Origin of the sequence: Aeromonas sp. FDAARGOS 1419, from assembly GCF_019047045.1 — a bacterium.
In the GTDB taxonomy this organism is placed as follows: Bacteria; Pseudomonadota; Gammaproteobacteria; order Enterobacterales; family Aeromonadaceae; genus Aeromonas; species Aeromonas veronii.
Genome location: NZ_CP077209.1, coordinates 1,663,909 through 1,689,723, shown reverse-complemented (window position 1 = coordinate 1,689,723; position 25,815 = coordinate 1,663,909). Strand labels below are relative to the sequence as shown.

At 60.9% G+C, this 25,815-nt stretch carries 19 protein-coding genes; 12 read left to right on the top strand and 7 right to left on the bottom strand.

What is annotated here, in order from left to right:
* Positions 1 to 108 precede the first annotated feature (108 nt).
* Positions 109 to 1,173, top strand: coding sequence for an adenosine deaminase (locus I6L49_RS07370; RefSeq protein ID WP_216951019.1), 1,065 nt, complete (start codon positions 109 to 111; stop codon positions 1,171 to 1,173).
* Between the two features lie 113 nt (positions 1,174 to 1,286).
* Here I6L49_RS07370 and I6L49_RS07365 read toward each other — a convergent pair whose 3' ends face one another.
* The 4 genes from I6L49_RS07365 to I6L49_RS07350 all read right to left on the bottom strand — a co-directional run bounded on the left by I6L49_RS07365 (position 1,287) and on the right by I6L49_RS07350 (position 6,547).
* Positions 1,287 to 2,273 carry a zinc-binding dehydrogenase gene (locus tag I6L49_RS07365; protein WP_204383006.1) on the bottom strand — a complete coding sequence of 329 codons (987 nt, stop codon included), beginning with the start codon at positions 2,271 to 2,273 and terminating at the stop codon, positions 1,287 to 1,289.
* 147 nt (positions 2,274 to 2,420) lie between these two features.
* On the bottom strand, positions 2,421 to 3,542 hold the full coding sequence (locus I6L49_RS07360) for an alkene reductase (protein WP_216951017.1): 1,122 nt from the start codon (positions 3,540 to 3,542) through the stop codon (positions 2,421 to 2,423).
* Positions 3,543 to 3,784: 242 nt separating this feature from the next.
* Positions 3,785 to 5,320, bottom strand: a complete 1,536-nt coding sequence (locus I6L49_RS07355; protein ID WP_216951016.1) for a TerC family protein — start codon at positions 5,318 to 5,320, stop codon at positions 3,785 to 3,787.
* Positions 5,321 to 5,620: 300 nt separating this feature from the next.
* Positions 5,621 to 6,547, bottom strand: a complete 927-nt coding sequence (locus I6L49_RS07350; protein WP_042080468.1) for a cation diffusion facilitator family transporter — start codon at positions 6,545 to 6,547, stop codon at positions 5,621 to 5,623.
* A 167-nt stretch (positions 6,548 to 6,714) separates the two neighbouring features.
* On the opposite strand from I6L49_RS07350, the gene I6L49_RS07345 reads away from it, so the two are divergent.
* The 4 genes from I6L49_RS07345 (at position 6,715) to I6L49_RS07330 (ending at position 12,985) form a co-directional block, all read left to right on the top strand.
* Positions 6,715 to 9,786 (top strand): FAD-binding and (Fe-S)-binding domain-containing protein, encoded by a 3,072-nt coding sequence (locus I6L49_RS07345; protein WP_216951014.1) that lies wholly within the window; start codon positions 6,715 to 6,717, stop codon positions 9,784 to 9,786.
* Positions 9,786 to 10,274, top strand: coding sequence for a hypothetical protein (locus I6L49_RS07340; protein WP_216951012.1), 489 nt, complete (start codon positions 9,786 to 9,788; stop codon positions 10,272 to 10,274). Before I6L49_RS07345 ends, I6L49_RS07340 begins: the two co-directional genes overlap by 1 nt.
* Positions 10,275 to 10,441: 167 nt before the next feature.
* Positions 10,442 to 10,903: a hotdog fold thioesterase gene (locus I6L49_RS07335; RefSeq protein WP_139747391.1), complete on the top strand. Its 462-nt coding sequence runs from the start codon at positions 10,442 to 10,444 to the stop codon at positions 10,901 to 10,903.
* A gap of 180 nt (positions 10,904 to 11,083) precedes the next feature.
* A complete protein-coding gene (locus I6L49_RS07330) occupies positions 11,084 to 12,985 on the top strand; it encodes a DEAD/DEAH box helicase (protein ID WP_216951011.1) in 1,902 nt (633 codons plus the stop codon).
* A gap of 491 nt (positions 12,986 to 13,476) precedes the next feature.
* Here the strand turns inward: I6L49_RS07330 and I6L49_RS07325 are convergent, their stop codons facing one another.
* The 3 genes from I6L49_RS07325 to I6L49_RS07315 all read right to left on the bottom strand — a co-directional run bounded on the left by I6L49_RS07325 (position 13,477) and on the right by I6L49_RS07315 (position 16,594).
* Entirely contained in the window at positions 13,477 to 14,799 is a 1,323-nt protein-coding gene (locus I6L49_RS07325) for a Na+/H+ antiporter family protein (protein ID WP_129503823.1), read from the bottom strand.
* Between the two features lie 274 nt (positions 14,800 to 15,073).
* Entirely contained in the window at positions 15,074 to 15,751 is a 678-nt protein-coding gene (gene rnt / locus I6L49_RS07320) for a ribonuclease T (protein WP_005333780.1), read from the bottom strand.
* A 99-nt stretch (positions 15,752 to 15,850) separates the two neighbouring features.
* Positions 15,851 to 16,594, bottom strand: coding sequence for a phosphatase PAP2 family protein (locus I6L49_RS07315; protein ID WP_216951010.1), 744 nt, complete (start codon positions 16,592 to 16,594; stop codon positions 15,851 to 15,853).
* Positions 16,595 to 16,842: 248 nt separating this feature from the next.
* On the opposite strand from I6L49_RS07315, the gene I6L49_RS07310 reads away from it, so the two are divergent.
* The 7 genes from I6L49_RS07310 to dedD all read left to right on the top strand — a co-directional run bounded on the left by I6L49_RS07310 (position 16,843) and on the right by dedD (position 25,774).
* Positions 16,843 to 17,964: a 4-phosphoerythronate dehydrogenase gene (locus I6L49_RS07310; protein WP_216951009.1), complete on the top strand. Its 1,122-nt coding sequence runs from the start codon at positions 16,843 to 16,845 to the stop codon at positions 17,962 to 17,964.
* A gap of 194 nt (positions 17,965 to 18,158) precedes the next feature.
* Entirely contained in the window at positions 18,159 to 19,175 is a 1,017-nt protein-coding gene (locus I6L49_RS07305) for an aspartate-semialdehyde dehydrogenase (RefSeq protein WP_005344937.1), read from the top strand.
* A gap of 271 nt (positions 19,176 to 19,446) precedes the next feature.
* The gene (locus I6L49_RS07300; protein WP_216951008.1) at positions 19,447 to 21,651 is read left to right on the top strand and encodes a FimV/HubP family polar landmark protein; all 2,205 of its coding nucleotides are present in this window, start codon (positions 19,447 to 19,449) and stop codon (positions 21,649 to 21,651) included.
* Positions 21,652 to 21,844: 193 nt separating this feature from the next.
* Positions 21,845 to 22,654 carry a tRNA pseudouridine(38-40) synthase TruA gene (gene truA / locus I6L49_RS07295; RefSeq protein ID WP_216951007.1) on the top strand — a complete coding sequence of 270 codons (810 nt, stop codon included), beginning with the start codon at positions 21,845 to 21,847 and terminating at the stop codon, positions 22,652 to 22,654.
* 119 nt (positions 22,655 to 22,773) lie between these two features.
* On the top strand, positions 22,774 to 23,637 hold the full coding sequence (gene accD, locus I6L49_RS07290) for an acetyl-CoA carboxylase, carboxyltransferase subunit beta (RefSeq protein ID WP_042053089.1): 864 nt from the start codon (positions 22,774 to 22,776) through the stop codon (positions 23,635 to 23,637).
* Positions 23,638 to 23,639: 2 nt separating this feature from the next.
* Positions 23,640 to 24,899 (top strand): bifunctional tetrahydrofolate synthase/dihydrofolate synthase, encoded by a 1,260-nt coding sequence (gene folC, locus I6L49_RS07285; RefSeq protein WP_216951006.1) that lies wholly within the window; start codon positions 23,640 to 23,642, stop codon positions 24,897 to 24,899.
* Positions 24,900 to 24,973: 74 nt separating this feature from the next.
* On the top strand, positions 24,974 to 25,774 hold the full coding sequence (dedD, locus tag I6L49_RS07280) for a cell division protein DedD (RefSeq protein ID WP_005352757.1): 801 nt from the start codon (positions 24,974 to 24,976) through the stop codon (positions 25,772 to 25,774).
* Positions 25,775 to 25,815: the final 41 nt, after the last annotated feature.

Here is a 25,815-nt window from a genome sequence, read left to right as displayed (position 1 = left end):
GATGACAAGTCTCCCCTGTCTTGCCACTTAGGTGCACAATAAAGCTGCCGTCGGGTCAGTCTGGTGGAGGGGCTGACGCCGGATCACTTTGCTGATGGAGCCGTCGCTATGGACACCCCGATTCCCAAGTCAGTCACACCCGAACACCTCACCGCCGCGCAATTTATCGCCGGACTGCTGAAACTGGAGCTGCACCTTCACATTGAGGGCACCCTCGAACCCGAGCTGATGTTCGAGCTTGGCAAACGCAACAATGTGTCGCTGCCCTGGCCCGACGTGGCCAGCGTGCGCGCCGCCTATGACTTTGACTGCCTGCAATCCTTTCTCGACCTCTACTATCGCGGCGCCAGCGTGCTGGTGACCGAGCAGGACTTTTTCGACCTCACCTGGGCCTATCTTGAGCGGTGCGCCGCCGACAAGGTGGTGCATGTGGAGATCTTCTTCGACCCCCAGACCCACACGGCCCGCGGTATCCCCTTTGCCACAGTGCTGGGCGGCATCGAGCGGGCGCTGCAGACCGGGGAGAAGGAGTTTGGCATCAGCTGGCGGCTGATCATGAGTTTTTTGCGCCACCTTAGCGAGGATGAAGCGTTCGCTACGTTGGCAGAGGCGGAGCCCTTCCTGTCACGGATCCACGGCATCGGCCTCGACTCGGGGGAGAAGGGCAATCCGCCGACCAAGTTTGCCCGGATTTTTGCCAAATGCCGCGAGCTGGGGCTGCCGGTGGTGGCCCACGCAGGTGAAGAGGGCCCTGCCGACTACATCTGGCAGGCGATCAACGAGCTGAAGGTATGCCGTATCGATCACGGGGTGCGCTCGGCCGACGATCCCGAGCTGCTCCGTTATCTGGCCGATACCCGGCTGCCGCTCACCGTCTGCCCCCTCTCCAACACCCGGCTCAAGGTGTTTGACCAGATGGCACACCACAATGTGCTGCGACTGCTGGAGCAGGGGATCTGCGTCACCATCAACTCGGACGATCCCGCCTACTTTGGCGGCTATATGAATGCCAACTTTGTGGCGCTGGCCGATGGCCTTGGCGCGACCATGAGTCAGTTCTGTCGCTTGTCGCTCAATGCGGTGGAGGCGAGCTGGCTCTCTGTGGCCGACAAGGCGCGGCTGACTCGGGAGATCCGCAGTTATGCCGAGACTCACGGGGTGATCCTGCACTGAGTCAGGCGCCAATGAAGTCGAGATGACATGCACTAGATATAAAGAGAGGCCCGTCATCACTGGCGGGCCTCTCTTATTTCAATGGCTGGTGTGGTTGCAGGAGGAGGGCTGTATTACGCCACTCGCACCAGAAACTTCTCGCCCTGTCCTTCGCGCTTGAAGCGCTCGAGCAGGGTAGGCAGTGACTCAAAGTCGCCGACCACCAGCGGCGGCAGGGTCAGCTCGCCGCTCGCCATCTGCTCCATCATGGCGACACCGGCGGCGACCAGTCGGCTCCACTGTTTGTCCGAGCCAAAGGCGTGCTGGGCGCCCAGCGCAATCTCGTGCAACGAGTGGCAATGGCTAAAGGCGGGCAACGGATTGTGCGGGATGCGCCCGAGCACAGTCACCATATGGCCGTAGTAGCCAAGGGCGGGCAGCAGGCTCTCTGCCTGTTGGCTCGAGACCAGATCGATGATCCCCTCAAACGGCTCGTTGCCGTTGGCGGCTTGCAAGGTGGCCAGCCAGGCGGGATCCCGATAATCGGCTACGCCCTGCACACCTATCTGTTTGAGCCACTGATGGTGGCGTGGGCTGGCGCTGGCAAAGACCCGCGCTCCTTGCTGGAGGGCGAGCTGCACCGCAAAGCGGCCGACACTGCTGCCGGCACCTGTGATGAGCAGTGCTTCCCCGTGCAGGCGCGGCAGCTTGGCCAGCGCCTGCCAGGCGGTGAGACCGGGACAGGGCAGGGCGGCTGCCGCCTCATCGCTCAGTGCATCGGGTACCGGCAATAGGGCGCGCGCCGGCACCCGGGTATGACGGGCAAAGCTGCCGTGGTGGCGCAGATCGGTGTGGTAGGCGACCCGGGCGCCGAGACGCAGATGACTGACGTTGGCGCCGAGCGCCACAATAGTGCCCATGCCATCGACGCCGGGCACCTGACCATCTTGCCAGTTGGAGTGGCCATATTCGATCAGCTTCCAGTCCACCGGATTGAAGGCGATGACCCGGTTGGCCACCAGCACCTCGTCAGGGGCGAGCGGTGCCAGGGGCAGATCGGCGAGGGTAAGCTGGGTCGGTTCACCGGGGGCATGCCAGCACCAGGCTTGGGTGTGATTCATGATGACTCCTTGTGAAAGCGAGGGGAGAGAACAACGAGATCATTGCAACAGTGATTCGGTCAGTCATATCACTGTTGCTAATGCGCAACAATACGGCAGGCCCCAACCTGTGGGGCCTGCTTCACGTGGCCGATTGGTCATCGGCAATCAGCGGCTGGTGGTTGCGTCATCAGCCTGATAGACGGGGTAGTCGGTCAGCCCTTTCTCGCCGCCGCCAAACAGGGTGGCCGGATCGTGGGGGGCCAGCGGATAGCCGTGACGCAGCCGGTTCGGCAGATCCGGGTTGGCGACGAAGGGGCGGCCAAAGCCAATCATGTCGGCCCAGCCCGCGTCGAGGGCGGCGCGAGCCCGCTTGCCATCATATTTACCGGCGTAGATCAGGGTGTTGGGGAAGGCATCCCGCAGACCCTGCTTGAAGTTCTCCGGCATCAGGGGGGCATCGTCCCAGTCCGCCTCGGCAATGTGCAGGTAGACCACGTTGAGCTGGCCCAGTAGGCTGGCGGCCGCCAGATAGGTCTCCTGCGGATTGGCATCGACGGTGCCGTTGAGGGTGGTGAGCGGCGCAAGGCGCACCCCGACCCGGTCAGCCCCGATTTCGCTGCTGACTGCCTCGGTCACCTCTTTGAGGAAGCGCAACCGGTTCTCCAGCGATCCGCCGTAATTGTCGGTGCGGGCGTTGGATTCGGAGTCGAGGAACTGGTTGATCAGATATCCGTTGGCGGCGTGCAGCTCGATGCCGTCAAAACCGGCGCTGATGGCGTTGCGGGCCGCCTGACGGAACTGGCCCACCACCGCATCGATATCGGCCTGGGTCATGGCGCGCGGAGTGACGGTCTCGACAAAGCCCGGCGCATCGCTGCCATTATCGACGAACACCTTGACGCCCACTGCGGGCAAGGCCGAGGCCGAGATGGGCTGGGCGCCGCCGATGTTGTCCGGATGGGTGACTCGGCCCACGTGCCAGAGCTGGGCGAAGATGGTGCCCCCCTTGGCGTGCACGGCATCGGTCACAAGCTTCCAGCCAGCGATCTGCTCGGCGCTGTAGATGCCCGGCGTCCAGGCATAGCCCTTGCCCATGGGGTCGATTTGGGTGCCTTCGCTGATGATCAGGCCCGCCTCGGCGCGCTGGGCGTAGTAGGTGGCCATCATGGCGTTGGCCACGTCACCCGGCTGACTGGCACGGGAGCGGGTCATGGGGGGCATGACGATGCGGTTGGCAAGGTGCAGCTGACCCAGTCGCTGCGGGCAAAACAGGTGATCGTGGCTCATCTTGAGTTCCTCATGGTGGGATTGATGGTGACTCTAGCCGCCAATAGCGTTGCAACAAAGAGGGGTAATTGCACCATTGAATTGCACTGAATGCAGCAATCGCGACTGACTGCGGATGAACGTCGCGGCGGATGGCTGGCGGGGCAGAGAGGGTGTTGCAATCGGTGCATCACATGCAAATGAAAGGCGAATAAAAAAAGAGGGCTCGCTGGCCCTCTTCTCATGATTGCGTTGCGGCTCGATTAGCCAGCGACCGGCATCACCCGTACCCGCTCAATGCGCCGCTCGCTTACCTCCAGCACCTCGAAGTTGAGCGCCTGCAGTTGCAGCTGCTGGCCCGGGGTGGGCAGGGTGCCGAAGTGGGAGAGCAGCATGCCGGCCAGGGTCACGTACTCGTCGCTCTCGCTCACCAGCCCCTCGTGCTCCAGCACCTGCTCCACATGGTGGATGTTGGTGCTGCCATTGATCAGCCACCCTTCGCCATCGCGCACTATATCCGGGGTTTCGTCCTCGTCCGGCAGCTCGCCGACGATGGCCTCCAGCAGATCGTGGGTGGTGACCAGCCCCTGGATCACGCCAAACTCGTCGGAGACCAGAATAAGGCTCCCCTTGGCTTTGCGCAGCTCCGCCAGCAGGCGGATCACGTTGATGGTCTGCGGCACGATTATGGGATCGTTCTGCTTGGCCAGCGCGCTTAAGGATTGCCCTTCGTTGAGGGCAAACAGCAGGTCCCGCGCCTTGACCACTCCGATCACCTCGTCCAGATCCCCGTCACAGATGGGGAACAGGCTGTGGGGCTCGCGCTGCAGCAGGGCGCGGATCTCGTCGCTGGAGTCGTTGATATCGATCCAGGCCATCTCCGAGCGCGGGGTCATGATGGTGCGAATGGAGCGCTCGGCCAGCGACAGCACGCCGGTCACCATATAGCGCTCCTCCTCGCCAAAGCTCACCGGCGCTACGGCCGGGGCATCCAGATCGTCATCCGGCTGATCCTGATAGGCCTTGCTGCCCATCAATTTGAAGATGGCGGCGGTGGTGCGCTCGCGCAGGGGCTGTTTGGATTCGTGACGCATGGCGCTGCGCTGGGCCAGCTGGTTGAAAAACTCGATCAGCACCGAGAAGCCGATGGCTGCGTAGAGGTAGCCCTTCGGAATATGGAAGCCGAATCCTTCCGCCACCAGGCTGAAGCCGATCATCAGCAGGAAGCTCAGACAGAGCACCACCACGGTAGGGTGGGCGTTGACGAAGCGGGTCAGCGGCTTGGAGGCCAGCACCATCACCACCATGGCGATGGTCACGGCGGCCATCATCACACCCAAGTGTTCCACCATGCCGACGGCGGTGATGATGGAGTCGAGCGAGAAGACCGCATCGAGCACCAGAATTTGGGCGATCACCACGCCGAAGCTGGCGTAGGCGCCGACAGGGCCGTCATCCTGAGGTTTGGCTTCCAGCCGCTCGTGCAGCTCGGAGGTGGCCTTGAACAGCAGGAACAGGCCGCCCCCCATCAGGATCAGGTCCCGACCGGAGAAGGGGTGATCCCACAGGTGCAAAATCGGGGTGGTCAGGGTGACCAGCCATGACATGACGCTCAGAAGTCCTAGTCGCATCAGCAGGGCCAGCGACAGGCCGATAATGCGCGCCTTGTCCCGTTGGGCGGGGGGCAGTTTTTTCACCAGGATGGCGATAAAGACCAGGTTGTCGATCCCCAGCACGATTTCCAGAATGATCAGGGTAAACAGACCAATCCAGATATGGGGATCCAGCAGCAATTCCATTGTATGACCTCAATAAAAACAGACAGAGCAGAGAGTGATCACGGCGCACGATGGCCGCAGTAACAGCAAGGCAAAGGTGTTATTCAGAGGCGCTGATTAAGCAGAAAAAGATAGGCTTTGACAGAGAGAGACGAAGGGCAACTTCGGGGATTGTCCATGATGGGCAATAAAACCTCGGGTGAAAAATGAGCCCTGATGATAGCGGCTGGCGCCAATTTGGCAAGAGCAGTGTCAGTGGGGCGTGATGGGGTTGTGATGCGACAGGGGGAGGCGGCGGTGCCACGCTCCCCCATGCGGTCGTTACAACCAGCGCTTTTCACGGGTGAAACAGACCGACAGCCAGGCATCGCCCAGGGTGTCGCCAAGGCGAGACCAGAGCTCCTGGCGCAGGGCATCCTGACGTTCGACGGGCCACTCCTGACCCGGCGCCACCAGAATGTTCAATTCCAGATCGAAGCGGCGACCGCTTTTGGCCAGATGGCTGTAGCACTCTATGCCGTGGCGCTGGCGCAGCGCCTCGATCTCCTGCTCGACTTGCCGTGGCACATCTCCCTTGGGGGCGATCTTCAACACTTCCCGCAGGTTGCGACCGAGCACCTTGATGGGAATGAGAGTGGCGCAAAGGGCCAGTAGCGAAACCAGCACTGGGTCTATGTAGCGGTTGTATTGGCCGTAGCCGATGGCATCGAGGCCGATGGCGACCACGAAACCGATAAGCAGGGTGGCGCTGAGCAGGGTATCCACCAGCCACTCCTTGGAGTCGACCCGCACCAGCTCGGAGTCTACCTGCTCGGCGACCTGGGCTTCGATACGATAGATGATGGCGCAGAAGAAGGTGGAGACGGCGGCATAGATGAGAGCGTGGCCGAGATCGATCTCCCGTCCTCCCTCCAGCAGGGTGGTGATGCCGCTATAGAGAGCGCCAAGGCAGAGCAGCAGAATAATGGTGCCATTGATGACGTTGGTGATGGGCTCGAAGTGGGCATAGCCATACTGGAAGCGCGCATCGGAAGGGCGGGTAACGAGATAGGCGGTAACAAGACCGAGGCCTGTCATGCCCATGCTGAACAGGGTGAAGATACCATCGAGCATGATGGCGTTGGAACCGACGAAGAGGCCGTAGCCGATGCCGAAGATGGCAAAGGTGATACAACCGAACAGCGACAGGGTAAGCGCCTGTTTTTCGGTGGTGACCAGCGTACTGATAACATGGCTGTGGTGAGCCATAAAAGTCCTCCTTTCAAATGGTGAATATTGCCAAGCGCAAGCGGTTTTCTAGCTGATATACTGCCCGCTCACATGTGAGCGGACTGGCCTGACTGCCATTGACAGGCGGCTGGCCAGTCGTTGTCGCCGGCGTGCCGGCATCAAGCAAAGGATGGGAACAAGGATTCATGATCCCGAGACTCGATTACCAGGACAGTTTGTCACCCGCAACCCTGCAGTTTCTTGAGTTGCTAGAGCGCAGCGCATTTCGTGGTGATATCGAAAAGTCTTATGCAAGCCGGTTGGCGATGGCGACGGATAACAGCGTCTATCAGGTAGTACCTCAGGCGGTTCTCTATCCGCGCAGTGCGGACGACATAGCAGCAATGCTCAAGCTGGCCGCAGAGCCGGCGTTCGCCTCCCTGAGTTTTTTCCCTCGCGGTGGCGGTACCGGCACCAATGGCCAGTCATTGGGCGGCGGCATTATCGTCGATCTCTCCCGTTATATGAACCAGATCATGGAAATTAATCTGGAGGAGGGGTGGGTGCGAGCCCAGGCCGGGGTGGTGAAAGACCAGCTCAACGCCTATCTCAAGCCCCACGGTTACTTCTTCTCGCCGGATCTCTCCACCTCCAATCGCGCCACCTTAGGGGGCATGATCAACACCGATGCCTCGGGGCAGGGGTCTCTGGTCTACGGCAAAACCTCGGATCACGTGCTGGGTCTCAAGGCGGTGCTGGAGAATGGCGACATCATGGCCACCGAGCTGCTGACCGGTGAGCGACTGGCCGACAAGCTGGCGCTGGAGAGTCGCGAAGGAGAGATCTATCGCACCCTCTATCGCATCGGCAAGGAGCGCCGCGCCGACATCGAGGCGACCTTCCCCAAGCTCAACCGCTTTCTGACAGGCTACGATCTCAAGCACCTCTATCAACCGGATACCGACACGCTGGATGTGAGCCGGGTGCTGTGCGGATCTGAAGGGTCTCTCGGCTTTATCACCGAAGCCAAACTCAATATCACGCCAATCCCGCGCTACCGGACGCTCGTCAACGTCAAGTACGACAGTTTTCCCTCCGCCCTGCGCAACGCCCCCTTTATGGTTGAGGCCCAAGCGCTGTCGGTGGAGACGGTAGACTCCCGGGTGCTCGGGCTGGCCCGCGCCGACATCATCTGGCATTCGGTGAAAGAACTTATTCAGGATGTGCCCGGCAAGGATCTGCAGGGGCTCAATATCGTCGAGTTTGCCGATACCGATGAAGCAGAACACAAGGCCAAGGTGGCGGAGCTCTGTCGCCGTATTGATGCGCTGCTGGCCAAGGGTGAGGCGGGGATCATCGGCTATCAGGTGTGTGACCACCTGCCGAGCATCGAGACCATCTACACCATGCGCAAGAAGTCGGTGGGGCTGCTGGGCAATGCCGAAGGTCGCAAGAAGCCGGTGGCCTTTACCGAAGATACCGCGGTGCCGCCCGAATCTCTGGCCGATTTCATCATGGAGTTTCGTGCCCTGCTGGATGCCCACGGCCTCGACTACGGCATGTTCGGCCACGTCGATGCCGGTGTGCTGCACGTGCGCCCGGCGCTGGATTTGTGCGAGCCCGAGCAGGAGGTGCTGCTGCGCCGCATCTCCGATCAGGTGGTGGCGCTCACCGCCAAATATGGCGGCCTGATGTGGGGCGAGCATGGCAAGGGCTTTCGCTCCGAATACAGCCCCGCCTTCTTTGGCGAGCTGTGGGAAGAGCTGCAGCGGGTCAAGGGGGTATTCGACCCGGGCAACCGCATCAACCCGGGCAAGATCTGTATCCCCTACGGTAGCGGCGCTGAGTTAGTGTCGGTGGATGGGCCCAAGCGCGGCAAGTATGACCGCCAGATCCCGCTCGCGGTGCGCACCAGCTACACCCGCGCCATGGATTGTAACGGCAACGGCCTCTGTTTCACCTTCGAGACCGACTCCCCCATGTGTCCCTCGGTCAAGATCAGCCGTGATCGCCGCCACTCCCCCAAGGGGCGGGCGGGTCTGATGCGTGAATGGTTGCGTCAGCTGGCGGAGCAGGGCTTCGACCCGTTGGCGGAAGAGGTGGCGCTGCAATCCGGTGGCGTACGCTTCAAACAGCTGGTGGACAAGGTGCGCAACAGCTGGGCCAAACAGCGCGGCGAGTATGACTTCTCCCACGAGGTGATGGAGGCGATGGCGGGCTGTCTGGCCTGCAAGGCGTGCACCAGCCAGTGCCCGATCAAGGTGGATGTGCCCGATTTTCGCGCCCGCTTTATGCAGCTCTACCACGGCCGCTACCTGCGCGCCCCCAAGGATTACTTCGTCGGCACGGTGGAGAGCTATGCGCCGCTGCTTGCCAAGGCGCCGAAGCTGGTCAACTTCTTCCTCGAAAAAGAGTGGGCCCAGAAGGCGACCGAGAAGAGCATCGGCATGGTCGATGTGCCGCTGCTCTCGGTGCCGACCCTGGCCGAGAGTCTGCACGACAACCGCGCCCGCTATTTTGATCTGCCGGGTCTGGAGCGGATGAGCGCCGAGCAGCGCAAGCAGGTGGTGCTGATCGTGCAGGACCCCTTCACCAGTTATTACGACGCCCCCGTGGTGCGCGACCTGGTGAAACTCGCCAGCAAGCTCGGCTTCCAGCCCTACTTGCTGCCCTTTAAACCCAACGGTAAACCCCAGCATATCAAGGGATTCCTGCGTGCCTTTGCCCGCACTGCTGCCAACAGCGCCCAGTTCCTCAACAAGGTGGCGGCGCTTGGCATTCCCATGGTGGGGGTGGATCCGGCCATGGTGCTTTGCTATCGCGACGAGTATGCCAAGGCGCTGGGGTCGGCCCGCGGTGATTTTCAGGTGTTGTTGCCGCAGGAGTGGCTGCTCTCGCTGCCGGCAGATCAACTGCCTGCCAGCGCCAACAAGGCAAAGAGCGAGGAGGGGAGTGAGCCCTGGTATCTGTTTGCCCACTGCACCGAGAAGACAGCCAAGCCCTCCACTCACGGTGACTGGGGTACCCTGTTTGGCCGCTTCGGCGCCAAACTGCAACCAGTCTCGGTCGGTTGCTGCGGTATGGCGGGCACCTATGGTCACGACGTCAAACAGGTGGAGAACTCCAAGGGCATCTATGGGTTGAGCTGGGCCGACCCGCTCGCCCGTCTACCCAAAGCGCGCTGTCTGGCAACTGGCTATTCGTGCCGCAGTCAGGTCAAGCGGATGGAGGGGGAAAAGCTCAAACATCCATTGCAAGCCCTGCTGGAGCTGCTCTGATGCTGACGTTTCCCAAGCGGTTTCGGGTGCCGAAGGCCTATCGACATCCACGTTTCTTGCTGTTACCCGCCACTCCTGCTCAGGCGGTGGTGGAGTTTGTCGCCATGTTGCGCGAGCGCGAGCAGCTTCATCAGCTGTTTCGCTCGAACGATCTCTGGCCCTCGTCCAACTTCAGCCTGAGCCAGCACGAAGGAGATCTGGAGTGGCAGCAGTCGGAGTTTCTGGCCAAGCGCTCGTTCGCCTATGGCCTCTGGAGTCCGGATCGGGAGCCGCAATTTTGGGGTGGGGTTTATCTCTACCCCTCGGTGTTGCCGGAGGTAGCGGTGGAGCTCTTCTTCTGGAAGGTGGCCGAGGCGCCCATCACGGATGAGGAGCTGGAGATTCAGCTGCGCGAGTGGCTCGCCAGGGTGTGGCAGTGGCCAGACCCCCGCTTGCCGGGGCGAGATGTGCCTTGGGCCGAGTGGCCCGGCGTTACCTACCCCTGGTGACATCCAGCTTAAGGGCATGATTGTGTAACACGCAGCGCCGGGTCGGGGCTGCGTTGTTACCACGTCACCTGGTAACCAACAACTCATATAACAGAACCATGTTGCCGATGGAGGTCGTTTCACCCATATCGGTACGCATTCATCGCTACATAAGGAGTCTGCTCGCAATGAGTCACGATATTGCGCCCATCTGGCGTAAACCCATGAGTCTGGAGGGGCTCAACGCCACCTCCCGCAACACCCTGATGGCCCATCTCGATATCGTCTACACCGCTTTTGGCGCCGATTGGCTGGAAGCGACCATGCCGGTGGATCACCGAACCCACCAGCCTCTTGGCATGTTGCATGGTGGCGCATCCGTGGTGCTGGCGGAGACGCTTGGGTCGCTGGCGGCCAATATGGCGGTAGGGCCAGATAGTTACTGTGTAGGGCTGGAGGTGAATGCCAACCATCTGCGAGCTAAACGGGAAGGGGTGGTGACCGGGCGTTGCACACCGCTCCATCTGGGGGCGACGACCCAGGTGTGGCAGATTGAAATTCGGGACGAACGTGAGCGTTTATTATGCACCAGCAGACTGACCATGGCGGTGCTCAAACACAAGCGGGGCAAGGACTCCAGCGAGGAGTGATCTGCAATAACGCACTATGAGTGCAAAATAAGCAAGCCATACTCGTCAGATCCCTCTATAATTGCCAACGTCTTGAGAGGCTTATCACATTTTTCAAGACAGCAGAACAAAGTGGCGCTATAATCGCCGCCTTTTTGCTATTCCGCGGTGTTAGCCGCCTGCCTTAATCTGGAAGAATCTATGTCTGATACCGAACAACTGCCCCTTTTTAGTGAGCTTGGACTGGCCGCGCCTGTATTGAAAGCGCTGCAGGACGTGGGCTATGAGCGCCCGTCACCGATCCAGGCCGCAGCAATTCCCCACCTGATGGCGGGACACGATCTGCTGGGGCAGGCGCAAACCGGTACAGGGAAGACCGCTGCTTTTGCCTTGCCTCTGTTGTCTCGTCTGGAAGCTGGTAACCGCAACACCCAGATCCTGGTGCTGGCGCCTACCCGCGAACTGGCGCTGCAGGTGGCTGAAGCGTGCCAACGCTACGCCCACCACATGCCTGATTTCCATGTACTGCCCATCTACGGCGGTGCCTCCTACGAAACCCAGACCCGCGCCCTGCGTCGCGGTGCTCAGGTTGTCGTCGGTACTCCGGGCCGTGTGATGGATCTGATCCGTCGCAAGAACCTGGATCTCTCCGGCCTGAAAGCCTTGGTACTGGACGAAGCTGATGAAATGCTGCGTATGGGCTTCATCGACGACGTTGACTGGATCATGGAGCAGTGCCCGAGCACTCGTCAGGTTGCCCTGTTCTCTGCCACCATGCCGGAACAGATCCGTCGTGTGGCCCAGAAGCACCTGAAGCAGCCCAAAGAGATCAAGATCGCCTCCAAGACTGCTACCGCTACCACTATTCGCCAGCGTTACTGGCAGGTAACCGGTCTGCACAAGCTGGACGCCATGACCCGTCTGCTGGAAGTGGAATCCTACGAAGCCCTGCTGGTGTTTGTGCGTACCAAGAACGCTGCCGAAGAGCTGGCAGGCAAGCTGGCCGCCCGTGGTCACGCCTGTGAAGCGCTGCACGGCGACATCCCGCAGAAACTGCGTGAGCGTACCGTCGACAAACTGCGTCAAGGCCAGCTGGATATCCTGATCGCCACCGACGTTGTCGCCCGTGGTCTGGACGTTGAGCGCATTACTCACGTAGTGAACTACGACATTCCGTACGACACCGAATCTTACGTTCACCGTATCGGCCGTACCGGTCGTGCCGGTCGTAAAGGCGAAGCCATCCTGTTCGTGGCTCCCCGCGAGCGTCGTATGCTGCGCGCCATCGAGCACGCAACCCGTCAGGCCATCGAGCCGATGAAGATGCCGAGCACCGAGGACATCAACCAGCATCGTCTGGCCAAGTTCAAGGAGCGCATCCGCGAAACCATGATGGGTGAAGAGCTCGAGATCTACCACAACCTGGTGAACGAGCTGATCGAAGAGGATTCTGCCGATCCGCTGGAGCTGGCTGCCGCACTGGCCAAGCTGGTACAGGGTGACCAACCGCTGCTGCTGGATGACTCCATTCCGGATCCGCTGCTGAACGCTGGTAACGATCGTGGTGGCTTCGAGCGCCGTGACTTCAACGACCGTGGTGGTCGTGACTTCGGTGACCGTGGCGAGCGTCCTGCCCGTCGCATGCCGTCTCTGGAGCCGCGTCCGCTGAAAGACAACCCGGACGTGGAGATGGAGCGCTATCGTGTAGACGTGGGTGCCCATCACGGTGTCAAGCCGGGCCAGATCGTGGGCGCCATCGCCAACGAAGCGAACATCGAGAGCCGCTTCATCGGCAACATTGACATCGCTGATGACTTCTCCACCGTCGATCTGCCGAAAGGCATGACCGCCGATGTGCTGGAAGTGATCAAGAAAGCCCGTGTTTGCCAGCGTCCGCTGCAAATCGCCCGCTACACCGAAGTGCCGGCCGGTGGCAACACCAGCAGCCGTCCGCCCCGTGGTGATCGTCCGTTCCGTGGCGACCGTCCTTTCAACAAGGATCGCCGTCCCCAGGGTGACCGTCCGTTCAACAAGAGCGGGGAGCGCCGTGAAGGTGGCTTCAACAAAGATCGCAAATTCGGTGGCAAGCGTCGCGAAAGCTGATTGCTGATCCCGTTATGAAGAAGGCCGCTCATTGAGCGGCCTTTTTTTCTGCCTGCGGTTTACCCTGTGTTCTTACTGAACGCCAGATCGGCATAAGCCGTTACATGGGGGAGCGCATGATGGCCACTATTTGATGACTGGATGTCGGGGAAAGAGAGAATACCTTTTCTACTCGACAGGCGGTTGTGACGTGGTTGGGTATCATCCGCCGTTCTGCCATAGGTCTGGGCTGGCAGCCGTTTCTTTGTATTGGCAAGCGTTGGGACGTGTGCACTTGGGCGGATAGTTGGATGGGGAGTGACAGCATTGCGCCCGCTGACTCCGGCAATCGTAAGGGGTGGCGACTAGGTGGCCGCTCAGAGGCTTTGTCTGGCTGGCAGCCATTATTCATATTGAGTGGGGTAATTGGTTGGCATCAATGAAGAAGGCGACCATCTGGTCGCCTTCTTGTTGTGCATTGTGACGTGCAGAGTTCGCAGCCCGAGGGGCTATCAGAGCACCATGGCGGCAATCCAGCCGAAGATCACCAGCGGGATGTTGTAGTGAATAAAGGTGGGCACCACGCTGTCCCAGATATGGTCATGCTGGCCATCGGCGTTGAGACCGGAGGTGGGGCCCAGCGTCGAGTCGGAGGCCGGTGAACCCGCATCCCCCAGCGCGCCTGCGGTACCGACCAGTGCGATGATCGCCATTGGTGAGAAGCCGAGCTGCAGACAGAGCGGCACATAGATGGTGGCGATGATGGGTACGGTGGAGAAGGAAGAGCCGATCCCCATGGTGATGAGCAGACCCACCAGCAGCATCAGGAAGGCGGCGATACCTTTGTGCTGGCCGATGCCAGATGCGACCACCTGAACCAGAGAGTCGACCCCGTGGGTCGCCTTCATCACGGCGGCAAAACCGGCGGCAGAGATCATGATGAAGCCGATCAGCGACATCATCCGCACCCCCTGAGTGAAGGCATCCTGGCTTTCGCGAAACTTGATGACGCCGCCGCAGGTGAAGATGACAAAACCGGCCAGCGCACCCAGTACGATGCTGTTGGTCATCAGTTGTAGCCCCAGCGCCACGCCAATGGCCAGCAGGGCCACCCAGATGTGGGTGAGGTTGAGCTCGACCGCTTCGGGCTCGGCGTCCAGGATCTTGGCCAGATCGTACTGGCGCGGTTTGCGATAGCTGATGAATACCGCAATCAGCAGGCCCAGTACCATACCGGCGACCGGAATGGCCATCGCCAGCGGGATCTGGCTGGTGGTGATGGACACGCCGTTATCGATCAGGTTCTTGGCCAGAATGTTGTTGAGGAAGATGCCACCAAAGCCGACCGGCAGCACCATATAGGTAGCTGTCAGGCCAAAGGTGATGACACAGGCCACCTGACGACGGTCGATCTGCATCTGTGCCATCACATGCAGCAGCGGCGGGATCAGGATGGGAATAAAGGCGATGTGAACCGGGATCAGGTTCTGGGAGGAGATCGCCACGGCCAGCACGGAAGAGAGCAGCAGGGTTTTGACCCACATGATGCGGGTCGAGCTGGCATCCTTGCCCAACTGGTTGATCACCTTGCGGGCCAGCAGGTCGGTGATCCCGGAGCGGGAGATGGCAACCGCAAAGGCGCCCAGCATGGCGTAGGAGAGGGCAATCTCGGCGCCACCGCCCAGGCCACCGCTGAAGGTGGTGAGGGTATCGGTCAACGACAGCCCACCGACCAGGCCGCCAGCAATGGCCCCCAGCGCCAGCGAGACCACCACATTGATCCGCAGCAGACTGAGCACCAGCATCAGCCCGACTGCGATAACAACTGGATTCATTTGATTTCCTTATAGTTTGTTATTGCTGTCTGTCATGTGAAGGGGAGTTAGTTTGCGAAAAATGTGACAAATGTCGAGTAAAAAATCAGTCAAACCCCTCATATCGCAGCAGCATGTGGCACAAGGTTGCTCAACATGAGGGTTTGTAACCTGTTTGTCTCCGTGCATCCCGTGCGCAGCGGTGGATAGTGACCTTGATAGCGATCTCCGGTGCGCCTTGCAATCAATCACTTCCCCAAAAAAGCAAAGGCTGCCAGTGGCAGCCTTCATTCGTTTATTCTTGCCCCTCATCGTCGGCAGGGGCATCGGTTGTGTCATCATCCGGATGCGCTGGCGGCCATCCCCCCATGCTCTTCCAGCGGTTAACGATATGACAGAACAGCTCTGTGGTGCGTTCGGTGTCATAGAGGGCAGAGTGCGCCTCTTTATTGTCAAACGGGATGCGGGCGCTCTGGCACGCTTTGGCCAGCACGGTCTGACCCAGCGCCAATCCGGAGAGGGCTGCGGTGTCGAAGGTCGCAAACGGGTGGAACGGATTGCGCTTGAGGCCAGCGCGCTCGGCGGCAGCCATCACGAAGCCGTGATCAAAGGTGGCGTTGTGGGCCACTATGATGGCGCGGCCGCAATCCTGCTCCTTCATCCCCTTGCGGATCCCCTTGAAGATCTCGGTCAGCGCCTCTTTTTCCGAGACAGCGCCACGCAACGGGTTGTAGGGGTCGATGCCGGTGAACTCCAGCGCGGCCTTTTCCAGGTTGGCCCCTTCGAAGGGTTCGACATGAAAGTGGAATACCTGATCGGGAACGAGCCAGCCCTGCTCATCCATTTTCAGGGTGTAAGCCGCGATTTCGAGCAGGGCATCGGTCTTGGCGTTGAACCCGGCTGTTTCAACATCGATGACGACAGGGTAAAAACCACGGAAACGGCCCTTGAGGGTATGAACTGCGTCGGTCATGGGATCTCGGTCGGGATAAAATGAGGCGGCATTATGGCAAAAAAGCGCTGGCTTGTCCTCCCATCCCACGCAGGATGCCGCGCCAAGATGGCGCACGATTCAATATCTGTGCAGCCACCAGCGGGCGGCAATTAGCGCCGTGAGCGTACCCAACAGGGCGCTGGCCAGCACATCCACCGGCCAGTGCATCCCCATTACCATGCGCGACAGACCAACCCCTAGCGCCCACAACGGCAGCAGCCAGACGCCCGTAGGGGCGCGGGCCAGCCAGATAAGGCCAAAGAACTGGGCCAGGCTGATGGCGGCGATACTGTGGCCGGAGGGGAAGGCGTAGTTCACCTCGTCCTGCCAGTGGTGGCCGAGCCACTCTGGCAGGGCCAGCAACTGGCTGGCGGCGTGAACCTGTTCACTGCGCACATCGATGCTACTGGCGTAGAAGCTCTTGATGGCCGGGATCAGCGCCTGACTCTCAAGCCAGAGCAGATAGGGTCTGGGCTCTTCGGTCAGGTGTTTGATCAGGCTCTTGAGCCCCCAGTCGCTGGCGAGCAGGGCCGCCAGCGCACACCCCAGCGCAATGAAGGGGGTCAGCTCCAGTTTGAGTTTGTAGCGAGTCAGCATCAGCAAGAGGGCGCCACTGACCCCGATCCCGGGAAGGTCGACCATGCGGGTGAGGGCGTATGACCACCATAACCAGCCTGATTGCAGGGAGCCGGTCAGAAAAGGCTGCCAGGGCAGGGTGGCGAGCAGCAGCAGAGGCAGGATCAACAGGGCAGTGAATCCAAGCACCTGACTGCGGGTGAGTGAGGCGGTTGACGTTGGGAGCGACGAAGCGTGTGGCGGCATGGTGGGTATGGGCGATCGCGGAAAAAGAGGGGCATTGTGCCACCGTGATATGCCCGGACAAAGCCGAGCAGCACGTTTGTTACCTCTGCTTACACATTTGTGGCCACATCCTCTGTTTGAGCGGGCGTATGGAGCGGCTGCCGCGCAATCTGGTCCCGTTTCGCGCCGGATTGCATCACAGGCTGAAATCTCGGGCGGCTTTGCGCTAGAATGGCGCCCCCGTGGCGGTTGTGACCAAAGAGAGCCCGATGAAGATAGTCGTTGATGAGAATATGCCCCATGCCGTGGAGCTGTTTGCCGAATTTGGCGAGGTGATCCCCTTGCCCGGGCGGCAGATGCAGGCCCGCGATCTGCTGGATGCCGATGTGCTGCTGGTGCGTTCGGTCACCCGTGTCAACGGCGATTTGCTGGCGACCAGCCCCAAACTCGGGTTTGTCGGCACCGCCACCATAGGCACCGACCATGTGGACAAGGCGCTGCTGGCAAGCCGCAATATTCCCTTCTTCAGCGCCCCCGGTTGCAACAAGTATTCGGTGGGGGATTATGTGCTCTCAGCCCTGCTGGTGCTGGCGGAGCGTTACGAACTCGACCTCTCGGCCATGACTTTGGCGGTGATTGGCGCGGGCAATACCGGCGAGTGTGTGGCGGCCAAGGCCCAAGCGCTCGGCATGCGGGTACTGCGCTGCGATCCACCCAAGGCGCGTAATACCCCCGATGCGGGCTTTGTCGATTATCAGACCGCTCTTGGTGCCGATATCGTCAGTTTCCACGTGCCCATTACCCGTGAAGGGCCGGATGCGACCTACCATCTGCTCGATGCCGAGAAGATTGCCGCGCGTCCTGCCGGGCAGCTCCTGATCAACGCATCCCGTGGCGAGGTGTGGGATAACCGGGCCCTGCTGGCACGCCAGCTGAGCGATAAGCCGTTGCGACTGGTGATGGATGTGTGGGAGAACGAGCCCGAGCCACTGGCTGCGCTGGTGCCCCATACCGAGATTGCCACCCCCCATATCGCCGGTTACAGCCTGGAGGGGAAGGCGCGCGGCACCTGGATGCTCTATCAGGCGCTCTGCCAGCAGCTGGGACGCCAGCCTCGTCAGGATTTGAGTCGGCTGTTGCCTGCCCCCGATGTGCAGGCGGTGGTGCCGGGCCGCGCATTGGATCAGGCGTTGATCAAGCAGCTGGTGCATCTGGTTTATGACGTGCGCCGCGATGATGCCCGTTTCCGGGCCCGACTCGGCTTGCCCGGCAGCTTTGACGAGCAGCGCAAACACTACCCCGAGCGCCGTGAACTATCCTCCCTGCAGGTTGAGGGGGCGTTTGCCGACCAGGCGCTGGGCGAGCTGGGATTTGCGCTGTCACGCCCCTGAATCGGGGCCTAGGAGTTGGAAGATAACCGGAAGGGGTGAGCCGTACTGGCTACCTCGCCACCATTTTTTTACTGAGCTGGCGCAGATACTACTGCGCTGGCTCAGCCATATCAGGCAGCGTCATCTCGCCGTGCGAGCGCCTGCCGACCATGGCGCCACCCGGCGCCATTGCAGCATTATCAGAGGAGAACAGAATGAGCCAGCAGTTTAACGTAGCGGTATTGGGTGCCAGCGGCGCCGTGGGTCAGGCGATGATCGAGATCCTGGAAGAGCGCGAATTTCCGGTAGCGACCCTCTATCCGCTGGCTTCCAGCCGTAGCGCCGGTGATACCGTGCGCTTTGGCGGCAAGAACCTCGAGATCCTCGATGTGGAGGAGTTTGACTGGAGCCAGGTGCAGATCGCACTCTTCTCCGCCGGTGCCGAGGTCTCTGCCAAGTGGGCGCCGATTGCTGCCGAACACGGCTGCATCGTCATCGACAATACCTCCTGCTTCCGTTACGACGAAGATATCCCGCTGGTGATCCCGGAAGTGAACCCGGATGCGCTGGCCGATTTTCGCAATCGCAACATCATCGCCAACCCCAACTGCTCCACTATCCAGATGCTGGTGGCTCTAAAGCCGCTGCACGACGAAGTGGGGATCGCACGCATCAATGTGGCCACCTATCAATCCGTGTCAGGCTCCGGCAAAGAGGGGGTCAGCGAGCTGGCGGGCCAGACCGCTCATCTGCTCAACGGTCGTCCGGTGGAACCGACCCTCTATCCGCAACAGATCGCCTTTAACCTGATCCCGCAGATCGACAGCTTCACTGACAACGGCTACACCCGTGAAGAGATGAAGATGGTGTGGGAAACCCAGAAGATCCTCGGCGATGCCAGCATTGCCGTGAACCCCACCTGCGTGCGGGTGCCGGTCTTCTACGGCCATGCCGAGGCGGTACACGTCGAACTGCACCAGCCGCTCGATGCCGAACAGGTCAAGGACCTGCTGCGCAATGCGCCGGGCGTGACCCTGTTTGATGACGAAGGGGATTATCCGACCCCGGTGCGTGACGCAACCGGCAAGGATGAGGTGCTGGTGGGTCGGGTGCGCCAGGATATTTCTCATCCGAGTGGTATCAATATGTGGATCGTGGCCGATAACGTTCGTAAGGGCGCGGCAACCAACAGTGTACAGATTGCCGAGCTGCTGGTTCGCGACTATCTGTAAGGCTGGTCAGATGCCACAGATGCGCAGCAGGGAGTGCTGCGCATCCGGCCTGTGATCAAACCGGGGTGTGACCCATGCCGCACTCCGTCACTTCAAGATTCTGTTGCGATATCAACTGATTAAGTTTTTTCCTACACTCAGGGTCAAGTTGGGTGCTAAATGTGTCGGACTGCTGGCTTGCCAGGCGAGCCTGATTTATATTGAACCGACTGTTTTGGGGTAACTATCCAGATTTTTCAATGTGATAGGGCCGTCATACGAAGGAACGAATATGGGACATTCCCGCATAACATTGGCAACGCTACTCGCATTGGGTCTGCTGGGCACCGTCCAGGCTGAAGACTCGGCGCGGGAGCCTTTTTTTGTCGAGCTAAAAGGCCCTGACGAACCCGCACCTCCCGCCGTCAATTCCCAACCGCTGGCGCAGCCGGTCGCCAGACCCGTCGCGCAACCGGTGCGTACAACCGCCCAGCCGGTGGTGCGTCAGGTCACTGCCAATGCCGGTAGCTATGGCCCTGTTCGTCCGACCGATACCCTCTGGAGCCTGGCGAGCAAATATCGCCCCTCCAATCGGGTCAGCGTCTACCAGACCATGGTGGCGATTTACGAGAAAAACCCCCGCAGTTTCGCCGATGGCAATATCAACCACATTCTGGTGGGATCCCGCATTTTGCTGCCGACTGCGGCCGAGGCGAGCGTCATCACTGATGCACAGGCCCGCGCCAAGTTCCGCAGCGATAACGCCAGCTGGAAGGGGTTAAGCCCCAAATATCTGGCTGACAAGCAGGCCCATACCGCCAAGCCGGCTGCCGCCAAACCCGCGAAGGTTGAAGCCGCCAAGACCGAGCCGGTGAAGGCTGCGCCTGCGCCGCTGCCAGTGGCGAAAGCCGCCCCCATTCCCGCTCCGGTGGTGGCACCGCAACCGGCTGCTGAAACCAAAGAAGTGGCCAAGGTGAGCGAGCCTGCGCCGAAAGAGGCGGTAGCACCTGCTCCTAGCGCTGCAGAAGGCACCACCCCGGCGCCTCTGCCTTCCGATCTGGATAAACCGGTGGGCAAACCGGCTACCGAGATGGCGCTGGCACTGGAAGATGCCAATGCCCAGCTCGGCCAGGTGACCGAGATGAACCACAGGCTCAAGCTGCGTCTGCAATCCCTGACCGAAGAGGTGGAGACCCTCAAGGCCCAGCTGCAGGATCAGACGGCGCTGCAAAAAGAGATTGCCGAGCTCAAGGCCCAACCGGTCCCGCCGGTGGCAGCCGAGCTTGAGCCTGAGAAAAACTGGTTGATGGATCTGCTCTCCTCACCGTTAAACCTCGCCATGATCATCCTGCTGCCGGTGCTGCTGGTATTGGCGCTGGTGACCCTGTGGCTGCGTGCCCGTGCCCGCCGAGAGCTGGAAGAGCAGGAGAAGAGCCTCTCCGAATCCACCGCCATGATGATGGATCAGGAGCAGAGTGAGTTTGATGATCTGCTGAGCGTCGATGTGACCGACAACGAGCCGGTGCGCCCGGTGCCGGATCTCAACACCCCGGATGGCTTTATGCCGATGGAGCCTGACGAGCCGGCCGCCAAGCCGGATGTCGACTTGGTGTTCAGCGACGACGGCGAGATGGAGCTGCAGGGCTTCGAGCCCGAGCGGATGGCGGCCCAGCCAGCCAGTCGTGACCCGGATCTGGTGCCGGATCTCGATCTCTCGCTGGATGAGCCCATTGCGCTGGCCAACGAGCCCGCCATGGATCTGGCCAGCGAGTTCAACCCCAAGCCCAAGGCCGCTGACGAGATCATGAGCGAAGAGGAGCTGCAGGCAGCCCTGTTTGCCGAGCTGGATGCGGATCTCTCAGCCGACCTCGAGCCTGATTTGAGCTCCATCGACGAAGTCGGCGCCGCTGACGACGATCTGGCGAGCTTCGATCTCGGCGATTTCGACAATGCCCTCGACGAGTCCGCCACAGGGAAAGATGACAATGCCATTGATCTCAGTGCCGCAGAGGACGCTGACGAGAGTGCGGATGCCATGCTGGCCGAGCTCGGTCTTGAGCCTGTCAAGGCGAAGGAAGCCGAGCTGGATCTGGAGTGGGATCCCAACGAGCTGGCGCTCTCCGATTTCGAAGATGCGTTCGCCGAGGTGGAATCACATCCGGCAGATCTCCAGCCCCGTGAGCAGGCACAGGAGAGTGGCTACGTCGAGATCGACAAGCTGCTGGCTGAAGCGGATGCCACTGCGCCAGAGCAGGAGCCTTATCAAGGCTTCTCGCTGGATGTGGGGCTCGATGGCTTCCCCGAGGTGCTGCCGGAATCCACCGGATTTGACGTGGATGCCGATGACGGCGGTGTGGGTGCCAAGTTGGATCTGGCCCGTGCCTACCTCGAGATTGACGACAAGGATAGCGCCCGCGAGCTGCTGCAAGAGGCAGCGGAGCAGGGTAGCGATCACCAGCGCGCCGAAGCCGAGAAGTTGCTCAAGCGGTTGGGTTAAAGCATCTCCCATCACGGGGTCAGCAAAACGAGGGCAGCCAGCAGGCTGCCCTCTTATTTTGGCGATTTGTTATGGGGGCCGTGCAGGCTGACCATCCAGGCCAATTGCGGCGTGTGGTGGGACTTTTCGGGCTGAGCGCGTATAATCCGCCCCGTTTCTTTCACTGCGTTTTCACAACAAGACAAGTTTATCCATGCGAATTGCCCTAGGTATTGAATATGACGGCAGCCGGTATTTCGGCTGGCAGCGTCAGCGTGAAGTGATCAGCGTGCAGGCTGAACTGGAGACGGCGCTGAGCCGGATCGCCAACCACCCTGTCTCCATCCAGTGTGCCGGACGCACCGATGCCGGTGTCCATGCGACCGGTCAGGTGATCCACTTCGATACCGAGGCGAACCGTGCCGAAGGGGCCTGGACCCTGGGGCTCAATTCCAACCTGCCGCCGGATATCGCCGTGCGCTGGGTCAAGCAGGTGGACGAGAGCTTCCACGCCCGCTTCAGCGCTACCGCCCGTCGCTACCGCTATGTCATCTACAACCACAACTACCGGCCGGCGATCCTCGGCAGTGGCGTCAGCCACTACCACGAGACCATCGATGCGGAGTTGATGCACCAGGCGGGCCAGAGCCTGCTGGGGGAGCACGACTTCAGCACCTTCCGTGCCGTCGCCTGCCAATCCAACACTCCGTGGCGCAATGTGACTCATCTGTGTGTCAGCCGCTCCGGCCCCTACATCGTGCTCGACATCAAGGCCAACGCCTTCCTGCACCATATGGTGCGCAACATCACCGGCTCCCTGCTGCTGGTGGGGCAGGGGCTCAAACCGGTGGAGTGGGTTGCCGAGGTGCTGGCTGCCAAGGATCGCAATCTGGCCGGGCCGACCGCCAAGGCCGGTGGCCTCTATCTGGTTGACGTGGATTACCCGGCCGAGTTTGCTCTACCGCAGTTGCCGCTCGGCCCGCTGTGGCTGCCCGACTCGGCACCGGGTACGACCAGTTTTTAGTAACTGCGCCCGAAAAATTGTGGTTTAATGACCCGTCATTTGTTGCCATCGAGCTATTAAGTCATTGAACAATCTAGGCTCGATGCGTTTTGTCAGGCACAAAAGCATTAAGGAATTCCATGAGCTGGCTTGAGAAGATTCTTCCCAAGAGCAAGATCACTGCGCCTCGTCGTCACAACATTCCGGAAGGGGTGTGGACCAAGTGCAGTGCTTGTGAACAGGTGCTCTACCGGGCAGAGTTGGAGCGCAACCTCGAAGTGTGCCCCAAGTGTGATCATCATATGCGCATCAGCGCCCGCGCCCGTCTCGAGAGCTTCCTCGACGAGCAGGGTCGTACCGAGATCGGTGCCGAGCTGGAGCCGCAGGATGTACTGAAATTCAAGGATTCCAAGCGCTACAAGGATCGTTTGTCTGCCGCTCAGAAAGAGACGGCGGAGAAAGATGCGCTGGTGGTGATGAAAGGGACCCTCAAAGGGGTACCGGTTGTCGCCTGTTCGTTCGAATTCTCCTTCATGGGTGGCTCCATGGCCTCCGTGGTCGGTGCCCGCTTCGTGCGTGCCGTCGAGGAGTGCATCAAGGAAGGCCGTGGCCTGGTCTGTTTCTCCGCCTCTGGTGGTGCTCGCATGCAGGAAGCGCTGTTCTCCCTGATGCAGATGGCCAAGACCAGTGCGGCGCTGGACCGTCTGTCCAAAGCCGGCCTGCCCTATATCTCCGTGCTGACCGACCCCACCATGGGTGGCGTCTCTGCCAGTCTGGCGATGCTGGGTGACATCAACGTGGGCGAGCCCAAGGCGCTGATCGGCTTTGCCGGCCCGCGTGTTATCGAGCAGACCGTGCGCGAGAAACTGCCGGAAGGCTTCCAGCGCTCCGAGTTCCTGCTGGAAAAGGGTGCCATCGATATCATCATCGATCGCCGTGAAATGCGTAACCGTCTGGCCAGCCTGCTCGCCAAAATGCTGAATACTCACGTCATCGAAGAGTGAAGATGAGTTCAAACATGCAACAATCCCAAAGCCGGTCGCTTGTCGACTGGCTTTCTTATTTGGAGCAGATCCATCCGGTCAATATCGACATGGGGCTGGATCGGGTCGGTGCTGTCGCCCGGCGCATGGGTCTCACCCAGCTGCCGTTCAAGGTGATCACGGTGGCGGGCACCAACGGCAAGGGCTCCAGCTGCGCCATGGCGGCCAGCATTCTGATGGCCGCAGGCTACAAGGTCGGCGTCTACTCCTCGCCCCATCTGCGGCGCTTTACCGAGCGGGTGCGGGTCAACGGGCAGGAGCTGCCCGACAGGGATCACTGCGCCGCCTTTGCCGAGGTGGAAGCTGCTCGCGGCGAGATTGCGCTCACCTTCTTCGAGTTCGCCACCCTGGCCGGCTTGTGGCTCTTCTGCCGCGCCGCCCCCGATGTGCTGCTGCTGGAAGTGGGACTGGGCGGTCGGCTCGACGCCACCAATGTGGTGGAGTCCGATGTCGCCATGATCACCTCCATTGCCCTCGATCACTGCGACTGGCTGGGGGATACCCGCGAAGCAGTGGCGGTGGAGAAGGCTGGCGTCTATCGCGCCGGTAAACCCGCCATCAGTGGCGAGCCCAATCCGCCTGCGACTATTGCGAGCGAAGCACAGCGTCTTGGCGCCAACCTGCGTCAGGTCGGTATCGATTTTCGTGGCGATGAGCACGAGAGCGGTTGGGATTATCATGGCCTCAACCAGTGGCGGGATCTGCCAAAACCGGCGCTGCCACTGATGAACGCTGTGACCGTGCTGGCGGCGCTGGAATCCCTCGGCTTGCCGCTGCCGGAGTCCGCCATTCGCGACGGGCTGGCCAATGCCCGGCTGGCTGGCCGGATGCAGCAGTTGCAAAGTGCGCCGCTGGTGATCGTCGATGTGGCCCATAACCCCCATTCGGCGGCCTATCTGGCAGCGCAATTGCGCAAGATGCCCAGCTCGGGTGTACGCCGCGCCGTGGTCGGCATGCTCAAAGACAAGGACATGGCGGGCTCCCTTGCCGAACTCGATGGCCTGATTGGCGAGTGGTATCTGGCCAGTCTCACCGGCCCTCGCGCCGCCACCGCAACGCAACTGGCTGCGGCACTGGGAGAGGGCAAGGGGCCTGCCAGGGAGTTTGATGATGTCAGCGCCGCTTATCAGGCAGCGTTGGCCGCATCGAGTCCGGACGATATGGTCATTGTGTTTGGTTCGTTTTACACTGTCGCCGACATTCTGGCGGGTGTCGCCGTCTAGGCCACACCCCGGCTCCCCGGCCTTCGGGCGGGGAGCCAAATCGCATATTGAGTTACGTAAAGGTAGGATTCAACTTGGCCTCGAAGTTTCAAAACCGTCTGGTGGGCACCGTCATCCTGGTGGCCCTGGTTGTTATTTTCCTGCCGGACTTGCTGGATGGTCACAAGCTGGCACAAAAGGAGGAGGCCTTTGCCAAGATCCCGCTGCGCCCCGAGCTGGAGCCTGCCAAGCCTGCGCTGCAGGTCTCGGCGGCCAGCAGCCTGCCAGCCGATCATCTGGCCAGCCAGCAACAGGCCTCTGCGGCCCAGCAGTGGCAAGTGGAAGAGGTGGCTGACCCCATGACCCTCGCCGGTCAGGGCAACGGTGCGCAGCCGGCGACAACCCCTGCCGCACCGGCACCGGTTCAGCCGCAACAGAATGCCCAACCCAAGCCACAGCCCAAGCCGGAAGTGGTGGCCAAAAAACCGGTCGAACCGCCAAAGCCAGCACCCAAGCCGACGCCAGCCAAACCGGTTGAAGTGGCCAAGGCGCCCGCACCGGCCAAGCCGCAGGCGGGTCAGATCAAGTCCCTCGACGATCTGATTGAAAGCAAGATGACCCAACCGACCACCCCCGCGCCTGCTGCGGCACCGGCACAGGGTAGCTGGATCCTCCAGCTTGGCGCCTTCAAGAACGTCGACAGCGTCAACGCGCTGGTGAGCAAGCTGCGGGCGGCGGGCTACTCTGCCCACACCTCGCCGCGCACGCCGGTGCAGGGTCAGCTCAACCGGGTCTTTATCGGACCGGATGTCTCCAAGGCCAAACTGCAGGGCATGCAGGGGCGGATCTCCCAGATGACCGGCCTCAGTGGCTCGGTGGTCTCTTACAATCCGTGACGGCTTGCCGTTGGCAATAGCCCTTTGAAACAAACACCGCG

Bases quoted from the DNA above. Each gene is read 5' to 3' on its own strand.
- I6L49_RS07310 (WP_216951009.1), top strand. From the start codon at position 16,843: ATGAAGATAGTCGTTGATGAGAATATGCCCCATGCCGTGGAGCTGTTT.
- I6L49_RS07370 (WP_216951019.1), top strand. From the start codon at position 109: ATGGACACCCCGATTCCCAAGTCAGTCACACCCGAACACCTCACCGCC.
- I6L49_RS07325 (WP_129503823.1), bottom strand. From the start codon at position 14,799: ATGAATCCAGTTGTTATCGCAGTCGGGCTGATGCTGGTGCTCAGTCTG.
- I6L49_RS07340 (WP_216951012.1), top strand. From the start codon at position 9,786: ATGCTGACGTTTCCCAAGCGGTTTCGGGTGCCGAAGGCCTATCGACAT.
- accD (WP_042053089.1), top strand. From the start codon at position 22,774: ATGAGCTGGCTTGAGAAGATTCTTCCCAAGAGCAAGATCACTGCGCCT.
- I6L49_RS07330 (WP_216951011.1), top strand. From the start codon at position 11,084: ATGTCTGATACCGAACAACTGCCCCTTTTTAGTGAGCTTGGACTGGCC.
- I6L49_RS07305 (WP_005344937.1), top strand. From the start codon at position 18,159: ATGAGCCAGCAGTTTAACGTAGCGGTATTGGGTGCCAGCGGCGCCGTG.
- truA (WP_216951007.1), top strand. From the start codon at position 21,845: ATGCGAATTGCCCTAGGTATTGAATATGACGGCAGCCGGTATTTCGGC.
- I6L49_RS07315 (WP_216951010.1), bottom strand. From the start codon at position 16,594: ATGCCGCCACACGCTTCGTCGCTCCCAACGTCAACCGCCTCACTCACC.
- I6L49_RS07355 (WP_216951016.1), bottom strand. From the start codon at position 5,320: ATGGAATTGCTGCTGGATCCCCATATCTGGATTGGTCTGTTTACCCTG.
- I6L49_RS07335 (WP_139747391.1), top strand. From the start codon at position 10,442: ATGAGTCACGATATTGCGCCCATCTGGCGTAAACCCATGAGTCTGGAG.
- folC (WP_216951006.1), top strand. From the start codon at position 23,640: ATGAGTTCAAACATGCAACAATCCCAAAGCCGGTCGCTTGTCGACTGG.
- I6L49_RS07350 (WP_042080468.1), bottom strand. From the start codon at position 6,547: ATGGCTCACCACAGCCATGTTATCAGTACGCTGGTCACCACCGAAAAA.
- I6L49_RS07345 (WP_216951014.1), top strand. From the start codon at position 6,715: ATGATCCCGAGACTCGATTACCAGGACAGTTTGTCACCCGCAACCCTG.
- rnt (WP_005333780.1), bottom strand. From the start codon at position 15,751: ATGACCGACGCAGTTCATACCCTCAAGGGCCGTTTCCGTGGTTTTTAC.
- I6L49_RS07365 (WP_204383006.1), bottom strand. From the start codon at position 2,273: ATGAATCACACCCAAGCCTGGTGCTGGCATGCCCCCGGTGAACCGACC.
- I6L49_RS07360 (WP_216951017.1), bottom strand. From the start codon at position 3,542: ATGAGCCACGATCACCTGTTTTGCCCGCAGCGACTGGGTCAGCTGCAC.
- I6L49_RS07300 (WP_216951008.1), top strand. From the start codon at position 19,447: ATGGGACATTCCCGCATAACATTGGCAACGCTACTCGCATTGGGTCTG.